Below are 17,230 nucleotides of genomic sequence, written 5' to 3'. Positions count from 1 at the left end.
TCCGGCAGCGGGCCCCTGATCGGCTCGGCCGTCGAGCGCCCGGCTCACGGAGCCGGTCGCGGGACGCTCCGGATGGGGGGTGGCGAATTTCTCGTCCGCCGAGTGATCTTCAGGATCGGCGAACGCGCTTGTAGACCACCCTGGTCCCCGCACCCAGTACGGAAATAGCTATGGCCAAAGCTCCGACGACCGCCGGATCCTGCCCCCCGGTGATCAAGATGATCGGCAGAACGGGGAGAGCGAGAAAAGCGCTCCCACGTGCCGTGACCGTCAAGTCATCCCCACGACGCATTTCCCCTGGACAAAGCGGGGTCATGATAGCGTCGGCACCTGACTCCGGCACCCATAACGGGCGCAGGTGGTGATTGCGGTCGTAAGGCATGAAGCGAACCCTCCTTGGGTGCAGTTCGGCACTGCACGGCCGTGATCGAGGCGATGGAGCAAGGACCCTGGCTCTGGTTTGACGGCCCGCCAGGGTCCTTGTCGTACCGGCGTATACCGGTGAGCGGGACCCTAACCCCGGACCGATACGTGGCGCCACGCGCACACAGGGTTATGGCCGCATGCGCCCGTCCCGCGCACACAAATCCTCGCTCTCACCCCAGATCACTTTTGACACGCTAATTCGGGCATCCATCGCTAGAGGCGATCAATTTCGATCACGCCAGGCTTAAGAGCGGTCGAAATTCTCGGGATATTGGCGCGCCGGGCTGAAGAAACCCGCGGATCTTCCCCGAAACCTGCCTCCGTAACCCCGCGCCCCCCACCCCGGCCGTGCCCCACGCCACCGTTCGCCACTCCCCGCCACAGCGCATACGCCGAAATGCGCGCCCCGGCGGCCGAGCCACCGGTCCGGAGCCGAACGGTGCACGATCAGCCACCACAACGAGCCCTCGGCCCGCGCGCGTGCCACCGTGAGAAGTACCTATGACCGCCACAACGGCCGACGCGCGGCAGGTGAGGACGTGAACGGACCCCGCACCGACTACCAGGCGGTCTTCCAGGCCCTGCCCGGCGCGGTCGCGCTGCTGACCCCCGACCTCGTGTACGTGGACGCCAACGGGGCGTTCCTGTCCATGGCCGGCCGCACCCGCGACCAGCTCATCGGCCGCTACCTCTTCGACGTCTTCCCCGACAACCCCCGCGACCCCTCCGCGACCGGCATGCGCAATCTGTCCGCCTCCCTGCAGCGCGTCGCGGCCACCGGCGAGCGCGACACCATGGCCCTGCAGCGCTACGACGTGGAAGACCTGAACCGTCCCGGCGTGTGGCAGGAGCGGTACTGGAGCCCCGTCAACGTCCCCGTCCTCGCCCCGGACGGCAGCGTGACCCTGCTGCTGCACCGTGTCGAAGAGGTCACCGAACTCATCAGGGCCCGAGGCGGCCGACCGGGCGGGGACCACGCCCAGGTCCTGGAGGCCGAGCTCTACACCCGCGCCAGGGAACTCCAGGAGGTCAACGAACGGCTGCGCAAGGCCCACGCCCGCGAACGCGAAGTCGCCCTCCACCTCCAACAGGCGATGCTGCCCGCCCCCCACGCCCTCGGCCAACACCACGCCGCCGTCCGCTACCGGCCCGCCGTGGGCGCCCTGAACGTCTGCGGGGACTGGTACGACCTCGTCGACATGCCCGAGACAGGCCGCACGGCCGTAGCCGTCGGCGACGTCGTCGGCCACGGACTGCACGCGGCGGGCGTCATGGGCCTGCTCCGCAGCGCCTTGTCAGCCGCCTCACACGTCGCCGACGGCCCCGCCCAAGCCCTCGAAGTCCTCGGCCTGTACGCCCGCACCGTCGCAGGAGCCGAATCCACCACCGCCGTCTCCGTGTACATCGACTGGAACAACCACACCCTCACCTACAGCAGCGCGGGCCACCCCCCACCGGCCCTCTGCCACCCCGACGGCACCGTCACCTTCCTCGACCAGGCGACCGACCCCCCACTAGGCGCACGCCCCGAACACGCCCCGAGGCCCCAGGCCCACACCCCCTTCACCAACGGATCCGCCCTCGTCCTCTACACCGACGGCCTCATCGAACGCCGCGGCGAGGACATCGACACCGGTCTCACCCGCCTCGCCGACTCCCTCGCCCGGCACCACACCGCCCACCCCGATGCCCACCCCGACACCCTTGCCGACGCCCTCCTGGCCGACCTGATCCCCCCGGCCGGCCTCACCGACGACACCGCCCTCCTCGCCATCCGGCTCTGACGCCGGCACCGATACCCACACCGGGCTTCGGCACACCGTGCGCCCCGCCCCGCGTCACGGTGCGCCGGAACCCTCCTCCGCCTCTCCCCAGCCCCGCAGTTCGGCCGAGCCGGGCAGCGTGCCGGTCAGCCGGACCGGGCCCGCCGCGTTGGTACGGAGGGCCAGGACCCGTCCTCGTACGGTGGCAGAGACGGGACCACGGGCGGTGACCGCGGTCAGGGCACGACTGCCCGCGGCGAGGTAGTAGCGCGCCCCGGACGGGGCCGTCCAGTACGCCCCCGCCAGCACGTGCTGGCCGAACCGACTGCACGCCGCCGTGTGCGCGGGCCGCGTGCCCGCGGGCCGTACCGGCGCCGGTCCGCTGCGCCTGTCCGGCCCCTCCCACGCCACCGTCACGCGGGCGCGCCCGTCCCAGTTCTCCGCCCGGGTGCACGTCCACGTGGCGCGTCCGGCGCGCTCCGGCAGGGTCTGCTGGGCGAACTCCCACCGGTTCACGGCGCGCACGCCGGCTCCCCGCAGGTCCGGCAGCGCGCAGGCGGAACGGGCCCAGGCGGCGAGGCCCGCCGCCGACGTCGCCTCCCGCGGCTGCCGCGCGGGGGCTCCGGTCCCCGGTGGCGGGGTCCACGTGAGGTGCGCGGGGTTGAGCTCCCCGAGATCCGCCAGCAGGAAGGAGTGGTTCTCGACGATCCGGGAGGAGGACCGTACCTGCAGCGCGGGAACGCGACCGCAGTCCCCCGGCCCCGGGGGTACGGGGTCGGTGACGCCGTCCTCGGAGACGGCCAGCCGCCGGGCGGGCACGTCGGGCCGCAGGAGGTCCCGCACCGCGCTCTCGTCGATCCAGGGGGCGAGCAGGAACCGCGCTCCGAGCGGCGTCCTGCTCACCGTCACGGCGGCGCCGGTGGTCACGTCCGCGTCGTCGGCCCGGGCGAGTTCGAGGGCCGCCCCGCCCTGGCCGGTGAGCGGTTCGGCGTACCGGACGAGGCGGTCGCCCTCGTGCAGGAGGACGACGGCCGAGCCGTCGACCTGACCCGCGAAGAGCAGACGGGCCGGGGCGGCGGGCGGGGTCGTCGGCGTGCCCGGCGCGACGGTCACCCGGACAGCGGTCCGGTCGCCGTTTCGTCGGACGGTCCGGCTGCCGCTCCCCCGTGCCCAGGCGTCGAGAGCGCGGGACAGCAGGGCTGTGTCGCCTGTTCGGGCCCCGCGAGCGGGCCACGCGGTGAGGTCGACGCGGGCGGTGTCGGACCATTGCTCGCCAGGGGTGCGGACCAGGAGCTCGGGGTCGGCCGCGCGGGCGGCAGCGATGTCGAGGGCCGTGGCGGGCGGCGCGGGCGTGGCCGTCCCGGGCTTCGGGGTGAGCACCGCGGCCGTGGACGCGGCGAGCAGCACGGCGGCGGCGAGGGCGGCCATTCGGGTCCGGTGCCGGCGACGCAGCAGGTCCGTCGGTCGTGCCTGAACGGTGCAGGGGTCGAACTCGGCGCCCTGCAGAAGCGATTCGGCGGCCGGGCCGATGGTGGTGCGGAGATGTTCGGCGGCGTGGAGCGCTCGGTCCGGCGCGGTCACTCCCGCTGTCGAGAGGAGGAGGGCGGCGGACTGCGGGGTGAGTCCTTCGAGTACGCGCAGGGCGAAGGCGGCCCGTACCTCGGGGGTCACCGCCGCCAGCGCGGATTCCAGCGCGAGCTCGTCGTCGCCACCGGCCCGGGGAAAGAGCCGCAGCCCGAGGACGGCGGGGAGCGGGTGCCGCCCGAGGGACCACCTGGGACGGGCGGCCGCCCGCAGGGCGGCGGACACGACACGTGACCGCAGCCAGGCCAGAACCGGCCCCTGCCCCTGACCCTGCCCTTGGCCCGGCCCCGGCTCGTCGCGCTGCGCGGGAACGGTCGGGCCGGGTGTCGGGCCGGGACGCGACCGGGCTGCCGTGAGGGACTTCTGTACGAGGGAGTGCGCGGCGAGCACGCGGCGGTGCCGGCCGAGGGCGGGCGGGAGGATCAGGTGCGCGAGCCGGACGAGCCGCGGGTAGTGCTCGACGAGCGCCGCCTCGGCATCGTCGCGACCGGGGCGAGGGGGCGCGGCGGGGGATATTCCGGTGCTGGGGAAGGTGTCGTACGACTGCATGCCTGTGCAAACGAGAGCCGCGGGGAGCGGTCACCTCGGACAGGTGCTCCGAAGGGTCCCCCGGATCACGTACCACGCTCGCAGCGTTCGTGCGTCGTACGATGAAGGGATGACGGACGCGACACACGGCGTCACCACGGGTGCCGTCGCCCGGCGGCTGGGCGTCTCCCCCACGACCCTGCGGTCGTGGGACCAGCGGTACGGAATCGGTCCGGCGGCCCGTGAGGACGGGCGTCACCGGCGCTGGTCACCGGCGGACATCGCCGTGCTCGAGGCCATGTGCCGACTCACGACATCGGGCGTGCCACCGGCCGAGGCGGCCCGGGTGGCCCTGGCCGACGCCGGGCACCGGCCGTCCCTTGCGCGGGCCCCCGGCGTCGCCGCGCCCGCGAGCGCCCCGGGATCCGGCAACGGGCTGCCGCTGGGTGGGGTCCAACGGGAGTTCCGGGGCCTGGCCCGGGCGGCCGTACGCCTCGACAGCCCCACCATGGACACGTTGCTGCGCGAACTGGTCGCCGCGCACGGGCTCGTCACCTCGTGGGAGGAGGTGATGGCGCCCACCCTGCACGCCGTCGGCCGCAAGTGGGAGTCCTCGAACGACCGGTACGTCGAGGTCGAGCACCTGCTGTCCTGGCACATCTCCACGACCCTGCGGCAGGTGGCCGCTGCCGCCCGCCCGCACCCGGCCGGCTCGCCGCCGGTCCTGCTCGCCTGCGTCCCGGGCGAGCAGCACACCCTGTCACTGGAGGCCCTGGCCGCCGGCCTCGCCGGACAAGGCCTGCCGTTCCGCATGTTCGGGGCCGCGGTACCGGCCGAGGCGCTGGACGCGGCGGTGCGACGGCTGGGGCCGACCGCCGTCGTCCTGTGGTCACAGTCGCGCTCCACCGCGAGCCACGCGCTCGCCCGGCACGTGGCGGACACCGCTTTCGGCGTCAGGGGCGCCCGGACGCACCCGCTGGTGCTGCTCGGCGGCCCCGGTTGGGCGGGGCGGCCCGTCGCACCCGGAATGCTGCGCCCCACCGGCCTGCGCGAAGCGCTCGCCGCCCTCGCCCACCGCTGCGCGGCCGCCTCCGGCCCGACGTCCGGACCCCACGCCGCAGACCGGCAGGCCACCGTCACCGTCGAATGAGAGACGGTGGAGACGGGCGGGACGGCGCAGCGACAGGCGACGCGGCGCCGCCGTGGGCGCTCCGGCTCGATGGGCCGCCCGCCGCGGGGGCGGGCTGCCCGGAATCGGTGCGGGTGGCGGGAGCGAGGCTGTGGCACAGCCGCTGCAGTCCGCGCCGGGTGTGGCTCTTGACCGTGCCCAGCGGCAGGCCCGTCCGCCGCGCGATCTGCGTCTGCGTCAGGTCACCGAAGTACGCGAGGGCCAGGACGTCGCGCTGGACGCGCGGGAGCCGGGCGAGCTCGCCGGTGATCACGAGGCGGTCGAGCAGGTCGTCAGGGCCGTCGGCGGCCGCGGCGTGCGGAGGCAGGGCCGCCCCGGCGGCGGCGACGAGCTCGGTCCGGCGGGTGCGGGCAGCGAGCGTGTCGGCGATCCTGCGGCGCGTGATGCCGACCAGCCAGGCCGGGACGGGGCCCCGGTCGGGGCGGTATCCGTGGCGGCCGCGCCAGGCGGCGAGGAACACCTGCTGGGTGACGTCCTCCGCCTCGCAGGCGTCCCCGATCGTCCGGGCGGCGAGGGTGAACACCAGGCCGCCCCAGCGCTTGTACGCCAGGGCGAGGCACTGCGCGTCGCCCTGGGCGAGTCCTGCGCCGATCTCCGCGTCGGTCGGCTCGGCGATGTCCGGGAGGAGGGGACGAGGCTCCTCGCCCGCCGCGAGGGGCTGCGGGCGACCGACCGTGGGCACTGCGCTCATGACGACTCCTCCTCCGGCCCGGGGTGTGCGGGCGGGTGCTCCCTGCCTCCTCAGGTTCCGTCGGACGGCGTCAGCGGCTCAAGACGCATCGGTTGTGCGTTGTTTTCCGGAAGACCCGGGGCCCGCCCTGCGCGGCCGGCGGCGGCGTGGACTCAGTCCTGGCCACGGGCTCGCCGGAAGCGGCCCAGGCCGTCGGCGAGCGACACGATCGGGTCGGGGTAGTCGAGAGTGGCCCGGTCCAGCGGGGCGAGCTTCCACGGCTCGTGGATCAGGGGGGCCTCCAGAGCGGCGAGTTCGGGGACCCAGCGGCGGACGTAGGCGCCGTCAGGGTCGTACCTCCGCGCCTGGAGAACGGGGTTGAGGACCCGGTTGGGCCGGGTGTCGGTGCCCGTGCCCGCGGCCCACTGCCAGTTCAGCTGGTTGTTCGCGATGTCGCCGTCGACGAGGAGACCGAGGAAGTGGCGGGCTCCGAGCCGCCAGTCGAGGTAGAGCGTCTTGGTCAGGAACGAGGCAGCGAGCAGCCGTCCCCGGTTGTGCATCCAGCCCTCGTGGGCGAGTTGACGCATGGCGGCGTCCACGAGGGGGTAGCCGGTCAGGCCGGCCTGCCATGCCCGCAGGTCGGCGTCGGCCTGCTTCCCGTGCCGCCAGCGGTCGTGCCGGGTCCGGTAGTCCTGCGTGGCGGCGTGCGGGCGGGCGTTCAGCACCTGGTGGTGGAAGTCCCGCCAGCACATCTGGCGTACGAACGCCTCCGCCCCCGCCCCGCCCCGCGAGCGCGCGCGGTGCACCACCTCGTTCGCGGAGACCGCGCCGAAGTGCAAGTACGGGGAGAGGCGGGAAGTGGCGTCGCCGGCGAGGTCGTCGTGCCGGTCCTCGTAGGCGTCGACGTGCCGTGACAGCCAGGCCGCGAGCCGCTCGCGGCCCTTGCGCTCGCCGCCTGCCGCCAGCCCCTCGGACACGGACGCGACGGCGGTGCGCGAGGGTACCTCTTCGGACCGCAGGGCGCCGGGCACCGATACGGACCGGGGCGCCGCGGCCGGGGGCCGGTGCGGCTCGGCCGACCACCGCCGGTGGTACGGGGTGAACACGGCGAAGTGGTCCGACCCGGCCGGGGTGACCTCACCGGCCGGCAGCACGGTGACGACCCCGTCGTGGACGTACAGCCGGCGTCCGTCCGCCTCCAGGGCATGGCGCAGCCGCCGTTCCCGCTCGTGGGCGAACGCGGTGCATCCGGCCGCCATGTGGACCTCGTCCGCGTCGGCCTCCCGGGCCAGGGCGCACACCTCGGCCACGGTGTCGCCGTGCCGTACGACGAGCCGGCCGCCCCGGGCGCGCAGCCCGGCGTCCAGGTCGGTCAGGCAGTCGGCGAGGAAGGCGAGCCGGTTGGGCGCGGCGAAGCCCGCCCGGTCCACAGCCGGGTCACGGACGAAGAGGGGCACGACCTCGGGCGCAGAGGCGAGGGCCGCCCGCAGGGGCGGGTGGTCGTGGAGCCGAAGGTCCGAGGTGAAGAGGACGATCACGACGTTCATGGCACCATTCCTGGCGATCGGCACCGGGGCGGTGGTGGGGCGCGCCCGGTGGGCTGCTGCACGGGGATCTGCGATCCTCCTTCGCCGGGCGGTGTGCTGCCGGATGCACGCACCCACGATTCCCCGAACCGACGAACCCGCCCATGAGAGGTCCTACGGATGCGAGGACTCCCGCGCGGCGGATGGGCGTGCCTCGCCCGCACGGGCGAACTCCTCCGCGGCTCCCGCGATTCTGCGGGCCATACCGCCGAACACGACGGCGTGGAAGGGGGCGACGCTCCACCAGTAGAGCTGTCCGGCCAGGCCCCGGGGGTGGAACAGGGCGCGCTGCCGGTACCTCGACCGGCCGTCGCCGTCGTGCTCCACGTACATCTCCAGCCAGGCCAGGCCGGGCAACCGCATCTCGGCCCGGAGCCTGAGCATGCTCTGCCGCTCGATCTCCTCCACGCGCCAGAAGTCCAGGGCGTCGCCGACCCGCAGCCGGGCGGCGTCACGGCGGCCGCGGCGCAGCCCGACCCCGCCGGAGAGCCGGTCGATCCAGCCTCGCAGGGCCCAGGCGAGCGGGAACGAGTACCAGCCGTTCTCGCCCCCGATGCCCTCGACGACCCGCCACAGGTCCTCGGCGCCGGCCTCGACGTCCCGCTGCCGTTCGTCGGTGTAGAGGCTGCCGCCGGCCCAGTCGGGGTCGGTCGGCAGCGGGTCGCTCGGCGCTCCCGGCACCGCGGCGGAGGACCAGCGGGTGACGACCTGGGCCTCGCGGACGCGCTGCAGGGCGAGGGTGAGGGCCCGGTCGAAGGGCAGCGGTGCCCCGGGCGGGTCGGGCACGTGGTCGGCGATGTCGTGCTCGGCGCAGACGACCTCGTAACGCAGGGACTCGGCGAGCGGCCGGGCCAGGGCGGCGGGGACCGGGGTGACCAGTCCGATCCAGTGGCTGGACAGGCGGGGGGTGAGCACGGGAACCGGCAGGATCAGCCGGCTGGGCAGCCGGGCGACACGCGCGTAGCGCTCCATCATCTCCCGGTAGGTCAGGATGTCGGGGCCGCCGATGTCGAAGGTCCGGCTGACGTCGGAGGGCATGCTCGCGCTGCCGACGAGGTAGCGCAGGACGTCACGGACGGCGATGGGCTGTACGCGGGTGCCGACCCAGCTGGGAGTCACCATGACCGGGAGCCGCTCGGTGAGATAGCGGAGCATCTCGAACGACGCCGAGCCTGAGCCGATGACGACGGCGGCACGCAGCACGGTCGTGGGAACGCCGGAGGCGAGCAGGATCCGGCCCACTTCGGCCCGGGAGCGCAGGTGCGGTGAGAGCCGCTCGTCCGGGAGGTCCGCAGGGGTGAGTCCACCCAGGTACACGATCCGACGGACACCGGCGGCCCGCGCCTCGGCCGCGAAGGTACGGGCCGCGAGCCGGTCGGTCTCCTCGAAGTCCCGCCCGGAGCTCATGGAGTGCACGAGGTAGTAGGCCACCCGCACGCCGCGCAGGGCGGGTCGCAGGCTCTCGGCGTCCGTGACGTCGCCACGGACGGTCTCGACGCGATCCGCCCATGGATGGTCGCGGAGGTGGGCGGGGGTGCGGGCCATGCACCGGACGGCGTATCCGGCGTCGAGCAGCTCGGGCACGAGCCGGCCGCCGATATAGCCACCGGGGCCGGTGACCAGGCACAACTCGTCCGTGGACGAGGAGGAGGCCGCAGTGGACGAGGTCCGGGAGCGCGGCGCCATGAACAGCCACCCCATTTCTGACCTGAAGGACACGTCATGTCGGGTGCCACCCCGCCTACGGGCGGGACGGCGCGTCCACTCTTCCCCGTTCCCGCCCCCGCCGGATGCGGGTACCCGGCGGGGCGACCGTGACCCGCGGAGACGGAATGGTGTCTCGCAGAGCGGCTCCCTGCACCGACCGTACAATGTCCAGGGTTTTGAGCAATCCACCAACATCTGCGAATGGCAGGTACTGCTTGATGGACACATCAGAGCTGACAGAAGCGTACATCGAGGATACGAGCAACATCTTGGTTGCGCCTTCGGTACTGCACGACGATGAGTCGATCAGGAACTTCTTCGGGTCCGTCATAACGCCGGAGGACCTCGCTTCCGGTCCGCCCGACGTCACGGCGCAGAAGACCGTCTACCTGTGCGGTGACATATCCGGGATCAGCGGTCACCAACTGCGTGCGGCAGCCAGGGTTTTCGTTGTCCGGGAGCTGTCGCACGGGTACCACGAGGATGCCGACGACAGTCCTTGGGTTCGCATCGGCCTCGGCCGTGTTCCCCTCCGCGTGCACGGAGTCGGCGTGTACTACCGCCGCTTCTTCGGGCTTGACGTCGATCACTTCGAAGGGATTCGTGCGGAGCACGAGTTCCAGTCACTCACAGAGTCCACCAAGCCCGGAACAGCCCATCGCAGCGGTATCTATCTGACGCCCGTCACGCGAGACGGTGACGAACTGCATTTCCGTCTGCTCCGGTGCTCCACGAATCTGTCGGGGCCGACCGAGAGTTTCCGCCCGACCGATACGCGTATCGTCGAGGCCCTGAACCGCGAGGCGGGCACCGTCTTCCGGAAGCAGGCATCTCTGAATCACGTCCTCGCTCAGGTCTACCGCAACACCCTTGCCACGGCCGAGCGCAAGCAGTCCAAGGCCAAGATCTCGGCGCATGCCGACAAGACCAAGGACATGCCCGTCAACGGCATCATGGCTTTCTGCACCTTCTACGACCGGCTCGAAAAGCTGCAGCCTCTGACGGAAGACGCCTTCGACTACGGCGTGAAGGGTGTCAGCGGACTGACCAGGCTCCGCTTCCGGCTCAAGGAGCAGACCGAAGGCCGTGACGGGGTCGCGCTCCCCTCGCAGTTCACCGTGACCCTCTATCCGGGCTCCGTCTTCTTCATGCCGCTGTCCACCAACCGCCTGTACACGCACGAGATCCGGCCCGCATCGTTGGACGCCGGCCTGCTCCCGACCCGCCTGGGCTACGTCGTGCGCTGTTCGAGCGCCGAAGCCGTTCACAAGGACGGCCACACGTTCCTGAAAGTGGCCGGGGGTCTGGTGAAGCTGGGGCCGCCCACACCGGACGGCATGGACGAGCTGCGCAGGCTGTACGCCGAGGAGAACAGGACCTCGTCCTTCATCGACTACGGCGACGAATTCCTCTTCAGCATGAACTCGGGGGACTACGATGCCCCCCGAATCTAGGATCTCGGACGAGATCCTCTCGTACAGTGTGCCGACCGAGGAGGATCTCTTCGCGGAGCTGTCCGCGTCGACTCGTTGGGAGGATGTGGGAAAGGGACGGCGCAGTGCCACCCTGACCAGGATCGACGAGGTGGGTGGCGTGCCTCTTGTCCGCACCACCACGCGATACAGCAGCCCGGCGCAGCGGTTCCGGGCGGTGCACGAACGGCTGGCGCAGCAGGTTCAGGAGCATGCGGCGCTTTCGGTCGGCTTCAACAACGCTCTCGTCGAGTGCTACACGAACGCGTACAAGACCATGGGCAGCCATTCCGACCAAGCCCTCGACCTGGAAGGCGAGTCGTTCATCGCCGTCTTCTCCTGCTACCGACATCCCGAAGCGAGCCCGCCGAGGAAGCTGATCGTCGAATCGAAGAGCTCAGGTGGCGAGAGGATCGAGATCCCCCTCGCGCACAACAGCGTCGTCGCGTTCTCCGTCGACTCGAATCGGCGGCTCAAGCACAAGATCGTCCTGGACGCGCCTGCCCAGGCGGCGGACAACCCATGGCTGGGCGTGACGTTCCGAACGTCGAAGACCCTCGTTCGGTTTCGCGACGGCCGTGCATACCTGCCGCAGGGTGCGTGTCTCACGTCGGCCGACGATGAGCAGAGGCAGGAGTTCTACCGACTTCGGCGCCGCGAGAACGACGAAGTGGACTTCTCCTACCCCCCTCTGACGTACACCATCAGCGAGAGCGATCTGATGCCGCCCGTCTGACCGTTCTCACGCCACCGGGCGCGGCCCGCAGGGGAACCTTTCGCCGCGATCGGGCGTCTGTTCCGACGAGTGCCGGGATCGGCGCTCGGGTGCGCCGACGAAGTGAGGTGTCATGCAGGCCGAGGACTCGACCACGCTCGAAGCCACGCTGACGGACGGGCGGCGCATGACGCTGTCGCTCCCCGCCACGGACGCGCCGTGGGCAGCCGACGGGCTCCGTGCGCTGCGACCCGTTCTGCCCACGCACACGGGGCGCGGCGAGGAGCCGCCGGCGCTGCCGGAGCGGCCCGCCCTGCCGCTGGAGGTGGCGATCCTCGGCTTCGGGCTGTAGCGGGCGATCCGGTCGCGCCGACGGCTCGGCGTCCCGTCAGGGTGTGATGCTGAACAGCATCCGCTGTCCGGGGTGTTCGGTGACGGTCCAGAGCTGGTCCGGTGAACCGGGCCAGACGGAGAAGTCCTCGACACCGATCGCCGAGGTGCGGCGGGCGGCCGTCTCGACGAGTCGCCCGGTGGCGGAGTCCGGGCGGGCGACGATCACCTTGCCGTTGAGCGCGCCCCGGCTCTGGCTGAGGTAGTACGTGCCGTCGACGACCGCGGCGCCCTGGATGCCGCCGTTGTCCTCGTAGGCGGTGTTGAAGGGGACGCGGTAGGCGGAGTCGGCGGCCCAGTTCCCGTTGGCGTCCAGCGCCGGGGTGCCCCCGGTGTCGTTCACCGGCCAGCGGATCACCCGGCCGGTCCGGTACGCGTCGGTGGCCTGCGCCCGCTCGCACCATTCGCCGGTGGTGATGTGCCGTACGGCCGAGCTGCGGTCGAGGCTCGCGAAGCTGGTCTTCGGGGTGACGTCCGTGGCCTCGCAGGTCTTCTCCTCGTCCTGCATGTCGCAGGGCGTGCCCGGCGGCGGCTCGACCGTGTCGCAGGCGGTGTTCGTCCAGCCGTCGCTCTGCGGCAGGATGTAGCGGTAGCCGTGGGCGTGGTAGACGCCGTTCTGCCGGCCTATCGCGGTCTTGGAGGTGCCCCACTGGTCGGCGGGGAGGGCGCCGAGGTCGATGATGTCGCGCAGGTCGAAGACCCGGAATCCGCGGTTGGTGTCGGCGACGTACAGGTAGTAGCCGTACCAGACGATTCCGCCGGCGTGCAGGGAACCGTACTGCTTCTGGCTCGTCGAGTAGTGCTGCGAGGTGCGCACGCTCATGTAGCTCGCGTTGCCCGAGGAATTGATGAACGGGTAGACGAGCAGGACGTGGGCGTACTTGCCGGTGCTGGAATCGATGAAGGAGACGCGGACACCCTTGCGTTCGGTGTTCAGTCCGTCCACGTCCGTGTCGTCGGGCTTCTTGTCCTTGTTCCAGTCGTCCTTGTTGTACCAGGTGACCAGCATGGGCTTGTGGTCGGCGGGGTTCCATCCCGTCTCGGGGTCGCCCCAGGTCCGGTCCGCGTCGGCGTCGGCGACGGTGGTCACGCCCTGCGGCCACCACTCGGAGTTCGCGTCGCCGTTGTCGGCGTCCTCGAAGCAGAAGCTGCGGGAGAAGCCCTCCGGGATCGTGCTTCCTTCGGTGGCGGCGCCGTTGCAGACGCCGTTGGACCAGGTGCCCTCGCGAGGGGCGGCCTTCAGGATCGAATTCACGCCGACATTGGGGAGATCGGCATTCAGTTTGCCGACTCGGTCGTGCAGTTCGGCCCGATTGCCGATCGGCTGAAGCTTGAAGTTGCGAAGATCCAGACCGGGATCGGCGGCGGCCTGAGCGGAGCCGGTCGCGAGCAGTGAAGCGGTGACCGTCGCCATCAACGCCAAAAGCGCACGCGTTTTATACATTCTCTTCACGTAGAACTCCCACGCTTATCATGTGCATGACTCGCGGGAGTTTAGGCGACACCCACTTCCGTTCGGGTTCGCGCCCCCTTCGACGTGCTTACTGCGGACCATTCATGACGACCCATCAGCGTGCGGTGGCACCCTCGGCCCAGTCGCCGGTCTGCGGTCTGCGGGCCTCGATCAGGGTCCGTGCGGAGTGGGCCACGAACGGCCCTTCCGCGCGGATCAGCGCGTCGAGCGTGCGCAGTCGGGGCAGGTGGGACTCCACCGTGAACCCCGGCACGATCCAGACGACCTTGCGCAGGAACCAGACGACGGCGCCGATGTCGTGGAACTCCATGCGCAGCCGCTCGGAGCGGAGGTCGACGATCTCGAGACCGGCGCCGCGGGCCGCCGCGCTCTCGTCGTCGGGGTGTCGGTGCCGGGCCGCCTCCGGCTGCGGGCCCAGGAAGTACTCGACCAGTTCCCAGACGCTGGCGGGACCGACGTGCTGGGCGAGATAGGTGCCGCCCGGCCGCAGGACGCGGACGATCTCCGTCCACCACACCGTGGCGGGGTGGCGGCTGGTGACGAGGTCGAACGCCGCGTCGGCGAAGGGCAGTGGAGGCTCGTCGGGATCCGCGACGACGACCGCTCCCCGCGGGTGCAGGAGCGCCGTGGCCCGCGCGAGGTTGGGAGGCCACGACTCGGTGGCCACCATCGTCCGCGGCAGTCTCCGCACCCCGGCGAGGACCTCCCCGCCGCCCGTCTGGACGTCGAGGCCGGCCGAGGCGCGGGCGAGCCGGTCGCCGAGCATCCGCTGATAGCCCCAGGAGGGCCGCTGCTCCGTGGCCCGTCCGTCGAGCCAGGAGAAGTCCCATCCGTCGACGGACGCCTCGGAGGCCTCCTCGACGAGTTCTTCGAAGGTACGTGTCATCCCTTCATCATCCGTGCCGGCCGGGTTGCCGCCGCCGCGACCTGCCGAGGCTCCCGCGACCCTGCCGGGGGTGAGGGTCACGGTCGCCCCCGCCGCGCGGTCGCCGAGGCCCGTGCCTCCCGGTCCGCGTCCCACGCGTCCACCACGCCCGGGAGTTCGACACGGGAGCGGATTCCCAGCCGGGCGAAGACGCCCCGGAGGTGGTGGTCCACCGTGCGGGGGCTGAGGGAGAGATGGTCGGCGACCTCCTGGTTCGTGGCGCCACGCGCGACGAGGCGGACGATGCGCTGCTGCTGCGGGGTCAGCTCGCGCAGCGCCGCCGGGTCCGTCGGCCCGCCCGAGGCGCCTCCGGTGGCGCGGAGTTCGGAGCGCGCGTGCTCGGCCCAGCCCCCGGCGGCCGCCCGTTCGAAGGTCACGAGGGCGTCGCGCAGCGGGCCGCGCGCGTCCCCCGGCCGTCGGCGGCGCCTCAGCCACGTGCCGTACGCCAGGAGGGTGCGGGCCCGCTCGAAGTCGTTCCCGCAGCTGTCGTGGCGGCGCACCGCCTCGCCGAACCAGTACGCCGGCGCCTCGCCCTCCCCGAGCAGGGCCCGGCACCGCGCCAGCTGCGCCTGTGCCGCACCGTCGACGCCCAGGGCGGCCCAGGCCGCGTACTCCTCGGCCGCCTCCCGGGCCTCCGCGTCCCGGCCGGCCGCGACCGCGGCCTCCACGAAACAGGGCACCGCCAGCATGCGCAGCGCGAAATGACCGCCCCGAGGACCCGGCCGGACCAGCGGGACGAGCCGCGCCGCCGCCTGGGCGGCCAGCCCCCTGCCCAGCTCGGCCCGCGCCAGCGCCCACTCGGCGAGCGTCGCGGCCTGCGTGAGCCCGTGCGGTCCCGCTGTCGCGAGCGCGCGCCCGGCGTGCTCCGTCACCGCGGTGCCGTCGCCCTCCACCGACGCCACCAGAGCCAGTACGGCGTGCTGGTGGGCCGCCACGTTGTGCTGGCCCGTCGCCTCCGCCGTCCGCAGCCCCTCCCTCGCCGTGCGCGCGGCCCGGCTGTACCGGCCGGCGCGTAGTTCGGCGTACGCGAGCTGTTCGAGCGCGCGGGGCAGCAGGGCGGTACGGTGCTCCGCCCGCGCCCGGACCAGCGCACGGGCGTGGACCCGGGCCGCGGTCGCGGTGTCGCCGAGGACGAGCGCGGCCGACCCGGCCCGCAGGAGCAGCCGGGGATCGTCCGTGGCGCCGTCCCCAGCGACCACCCGCGTCAGTGCCGTACGAGCGTCGTCGAGCCGTACGGTCAGCGCGGCGCTCAGCCCGTCGGCGAAGTCGCGCTCCGTGCCACGCACGTCCTCACCACCGTCCAGGGCGGCCAGGCACCCCTCGACGTCACCGCCCGCCCACGCCGCCTCCATCGCGAGGAACCGGGCGTCGGACGCCTCCACCGGCGCGCGTCCCCGCAGCAACTCCGCTGCCTGCAGCAGCTCTTCATGGGCGTCCATGACCGGGCCGCCGGCCAGTACGGCGAGTCCACGGGCCAGCTGCGCACGGCCGCGGGCTACCGGCGAGAGCGCGCGCACGGCGGCCGGCGGTCCCAGCCGGTCGGCACGATGCCCCTCACCCCGAGCGAGCGCAGCCGCGCCGGCCGCCGGGCCGTCCGCCGGAGGGACTGCCGAGGGTGCCGCACCCGCGGCCGGGCCGGGGGCCCGGGTCTCCGCTCGCCATGCCGGCCGGGCCGAGGCGAGCGCGGCGCGCCCGAGGAACGGGTCGTCGAAGCCGACCGCCCCGTCCCTGCGGCGGCGCAGGAGCCCGTCCGCGACCAACCCCGCCAGCGGCTCGGCCGAGGCACGCGCCCCTCGTGCCCCGACGGGCGCCCAACCGCCGACGCCGCCGCCCCCACTTCCGCCTCCGCTCCCGCCTCGGACCCCGTATGCCTCCGTGCTCGGGCCGCCGGCCCCGGTACGGCCCGCCAGGACTGCCACGGCGACCGTGGCGAGCAGCCGGCGGGAGGCCGCCGGGAGGCGCTCCAGGAGTCCTCCGTACACCTCGGCGAGGACCGTGTCGTCGACCGCCGGCTGCGGCAGGGGCAGGGTTCCCGCGAGCTGAGCCGCGGTCAGTCGCCGTACCGTCGCGGCCAGGACACCGGGATGCCCGGCCGCCTCGTCGAGCAACCGCTCCCCCACCGGCGGTGCCGGAGCGGCCACCGGACACAGGTCACCGAGCAGCGCCCGCGCCCCGGCCGTGGTCAGCCTGCCCAGCCGTACCGTCTCCGCCCCCGGTACTTCGGGGAACGTGTGGTGGCGCGCGGCCGACACCAGCCACCCCACGCGGCGCGGCGGGCCGGGCCCCCGGCCGTCGGCCTCCTGCCAGGCAGCGGCGAGGGCGGCCCGTGAGTGCGCGTCCCAGAGGTGGAGGTCGTCCGCACAGATCAGTACGCGGTCCGCCTCGGTGGTGAGGGTGGCCACGGCCCGGGCGAGCCCGCCTTCGCCCCGCGCCAGCCGCAGTGCCCGGCGCGCGCCCGCCGGGGTGGGGGCGAGCGTGGCGAACAGCGCTCGCGCCGCGCTCCACGGGCCCCGGTGGTGGGGTGCGGCGACGCGGTACGCCGTACCGGGAAAGTCGTACGCCGCCCGGGCAAGGAGGCTCGTACGGCCCTCTCCGGGGTTGCCGGTGACGAACAGGACGCCTCTGCGTCCGGCTGCGATACGGGCCGACAGGCGTGCCACGGCGGCGAGTTCGGCCGTGCGGTCGTAGAGCCGCGGGCCGGCGGCGGTGTGCGTCGTTCCGCTCACGGCGGTGACGTTACCGGCCCGTAGGGGACGGCGGAAGGTTCCCGGGGCTGGGCAGTGGCCCAGACCCGGGAACCG

12 protein-coding genes are annotated in these 17,230 nt (G+C 72.9%); 5 read left to right on the top strand and 7 right to left on the bottom strand.

The genetic code is table 11. The features are described 5' to 3' along the window. Positions 1-965 precede the first annotated feature (965 nt). A complete protein-coding gene (locus DEJ46_RS37765; RefSeq protein WP_150273635.1) occupies positions 966-2,210 on the top strand; it encodes a PP2C family protein-serine/threonine phosphatase in 1,245 nt (414 codons plus the stop codon). A gap of 54 nt (positions 2,211-2,264) precedes the next feature. On the opposite strand, the gene DEJ46_RS37760 is transcribed toward DEJ46_RS37765, so the two are convergent. Next, complete coding sequence (locus tag DEJ46_RS37760) at positions 2,265-4,322, bottom strand: hypothetical protein (protein WP_150273634.1); 2,058 nt, start codon at positions 4,320-4,322, stop codon at positions 2,265-2,267. 109 nt (positions 4,323-4,431) lie between these two features. On the opposite strand from DEJ46_RS37760, the gene DEJ46_RS37755 reads away from it, so the two are divergent. Then, positions 4,432-5,451 carry a MerR family transcriptional regulator gene (locus DEJ46_RS37755; RefSeq protein WP_150273633.1) on the top strand — a complete coding sequence of 340 codons (1,020 nt, stop codon included), beginning with the start codon at positions 4,432-4,434 and terminating at the stop codon, positions 5,449-5,451. Here the strand turns inward: DEJ46_RS37755 and DEJ46_RS37750 are convergent. From DEJ46_RS37750 to DEJ46_RS37740, 3 genes are all read right to left on the bottom strand, one after another. After that, entirely contained in the window at positions 5,438-6,181 is a 744-nt protein-coding gene (locus DEJ46_RS37750) for a sigma-70 family RNA polymerase sigma factor (RefSeq protein WP_150273632.1), read from the bottom strand. The two genes, DEJ46_RS37755 and DEJ46_RS37750, sit on opposite strands and share 14 nt — an antisense overlap. A gap of 152 nt (positions 6,182-6,333) precedes the next feature. Beyond that, positions 6,334-7,707, bottom strand: a complete 1,374-nt coding sequence (locus DEJ46_RS37745) for a cryptochrome/photolyase family protein (RefSeq protein WP_150273631.1) — start codon at positions 7,705-7,707, stop codon at positions 6,334-6,336. Positions 7,708-7,860: 153 nt separating this feature from the next. Beyond that, positions 7,861-9,432, bottom strand: a complete 1,572-nt coding sequence (locus tag DEJ46_RS37740) for an SDR family oxidoreductase (protein WP_150273630.1) — start codon at positions 9,430-9,432, stop codon at positions 7,861-7,863. Positions 9,433-9,671: 239 nt separating this feature from the next. Between DEJ46_RS37740 and DEJ46_RS37735 the strand changes: the two genes are divergently transcribed. From DEJ46_RS37735 to DEJ46_RS37725, 3 genes are all read left to right on the top strand, one after another. Next, the gene (locus DEJ46_RS37735) at positions 9,672-10,907 is read left to right on the top strand and encodes a hypothetical protein (protein WP_190623086.1); all 1,236 of its coding nucleotides are present in this window, start codon (positions 9,672-9,674) and stop codon (positions 10,905-10,907) included. Continuing rightward, the gene (locus DEJ46_RS37730; protein WP_150273627.1) at positions 10,891-11,661 is read left to right on the top strand and encodes an alpha-ketoglutarate-dependent dioxygenase AlkB; all 771 of its coding nucleotides are present in this window, start codon (positions 10,891-10,893) and stop codon (positions 11,659-11,661) included. Before DEJ46_RS37735 ends, DEJ46_RS37730 begins: the two co-directional genes overlap by 17 nt. A gap of 112 nt (positions 11,662-11,773) precedes the next feature. Beyond that, positions 11,774-11,992: a hypothetical protein gene (locus tag DEJ46_RS37725; protein WP_150273626.1), complete on the top strand. Its 219-nt coding sequence runs from the start codon at positions 11,774-11,776 to the stop codon at positions 11,990-11,992. Between the two features lie 36 nt (positions 11,993-12,028). Here DEJ46_RS37725 and DEJ46_RS37720 read toward each other — a convergent pair whose 3' ends face one another. The 3 genes from DEJ46_RS37720 to DEJ46_RS37710 all read right to left on the bottom strand — a co-directional run bounded on the left by DEJ46_RS37720 (position 12,029) and on the right by DEJ46_RS37710 (position 17,155). Beyond that, on the bottom strand, positions 12,029-13,285 hold the full coding sequence (locus tag DEJ46_RS37720; RefSeq protein ID WP_150273624.1) for a hypothetical protein: 1,257 nt from the start codon (positions 13,283-13,285) through the stop codon (positions 12,029-12,031). Between the two features lie 313 nt (positions 13,286-13,598). Then, positions 13,599-14,390 carry a class I SAM-dependent methyltransferase gene (locus tag DEJ46_RS37715; RefSeq protein WP_150273622.1) on the bottom strand — a complete coding sequence of 264 codons (792 nt, stop codon included), beginning with the start codon at positions 14,388-14,390 and terminating at the stop codon, positions 13,599-13,601. A gap of 77 nt (positions 14,391-14,467) precedes the next feature. Beyond that, positions 14,468-17,155 (bottom strand): helix-turn-helix domain-containing protein, encoded by a 2,688-nt coding sequence (locus DEJ46_RS37710; RefSeq protein WP_150273620.1) that lies wholly within the window; start codon positions 17,153-17,155, stop codon positions 14,468-14,470. Between the last annotated feature and the right edge of the window lie 75 nt (positions 17,156-17,230).

Source organism: Streptomyces venezuelae (genome assembly GCF_008642375.1).
GTDB lineage: Bacteria > Actinomycetota > Actinomycetes > Streptomycetales > Streptomycetaceae > Streptomyces > Streptomyces venezuelae_G.
This window is presented reverse-complemented; position numbering and strand designations above follow the sequence as displayed.

Bases quoted from the DNA above. Each gene is read 5' to 3' on its own strand.
- DEJ46_RS37760 (WP_150273634.1), bottom strand. From the start codon at position 4,322: ATGCAGTCGTACGACACCTTCCCCAGCACCGGAATATCCCCCGCCGCG.
- DEJ46_RS37755 (WP_150273633.1), top strand. From the start codon at position 4,432: ATGACGGACGCGACACACGGCGTCACCACGGGTGCCGTCGCCCGGCGG.
- DEJ46_RS37750 (WP_150273632.1), bottom strand. From the start codon at position 6,181: ATGAGCGCAGTGCCCACGGTCGGTCGCCCGCAGCCCCTCGCGGCGGGC.
- DEJ46_RS37745 (WP_150273631.1), bottom strand. From the start codon at position 7,707: ATGAACGTCGTGATCGTCCTCTTCACCTCGGACCTTCGGCTCCACGAC.
- DEJ46_RS37740 (WP_150273630.1), bottom strand. From the start codon at position 9,432: ATGGCGCCGCGCTCCCGGACCTCGTCCACTGCGGCCTCCTCCTCGTCC.
- DEJ46_RS37735 (WP_190623086.1), top strand. From the start codon at position 9,672: ATGGACACATCAGAGCTGACAGAAGCGTACATCGAGGATACGAGCAAC.
- DEJ46_RS37730 (WP_150273627.1), top strand. From the start codon at position 10,891: ATGCCCCCCGAATCTAGGATCTCGGACGAGATCCTCTCGTACAGTGTG.
- DEJ46_RS37725 (WP_150273626.1), top strand. From the start codon at position 11,774: ATGCAGGCCGAGGACTCGACCACGCTCGAAGCCACGCTGACGGACGGG.
- DEJ46_RS37715 (WP_150273622.1), bottom strand. From the start codon at position 14,390: ATGACACGTACCTTCGAAGAACTCGTCGAGGAGGCCTCCGAGGCGTCC.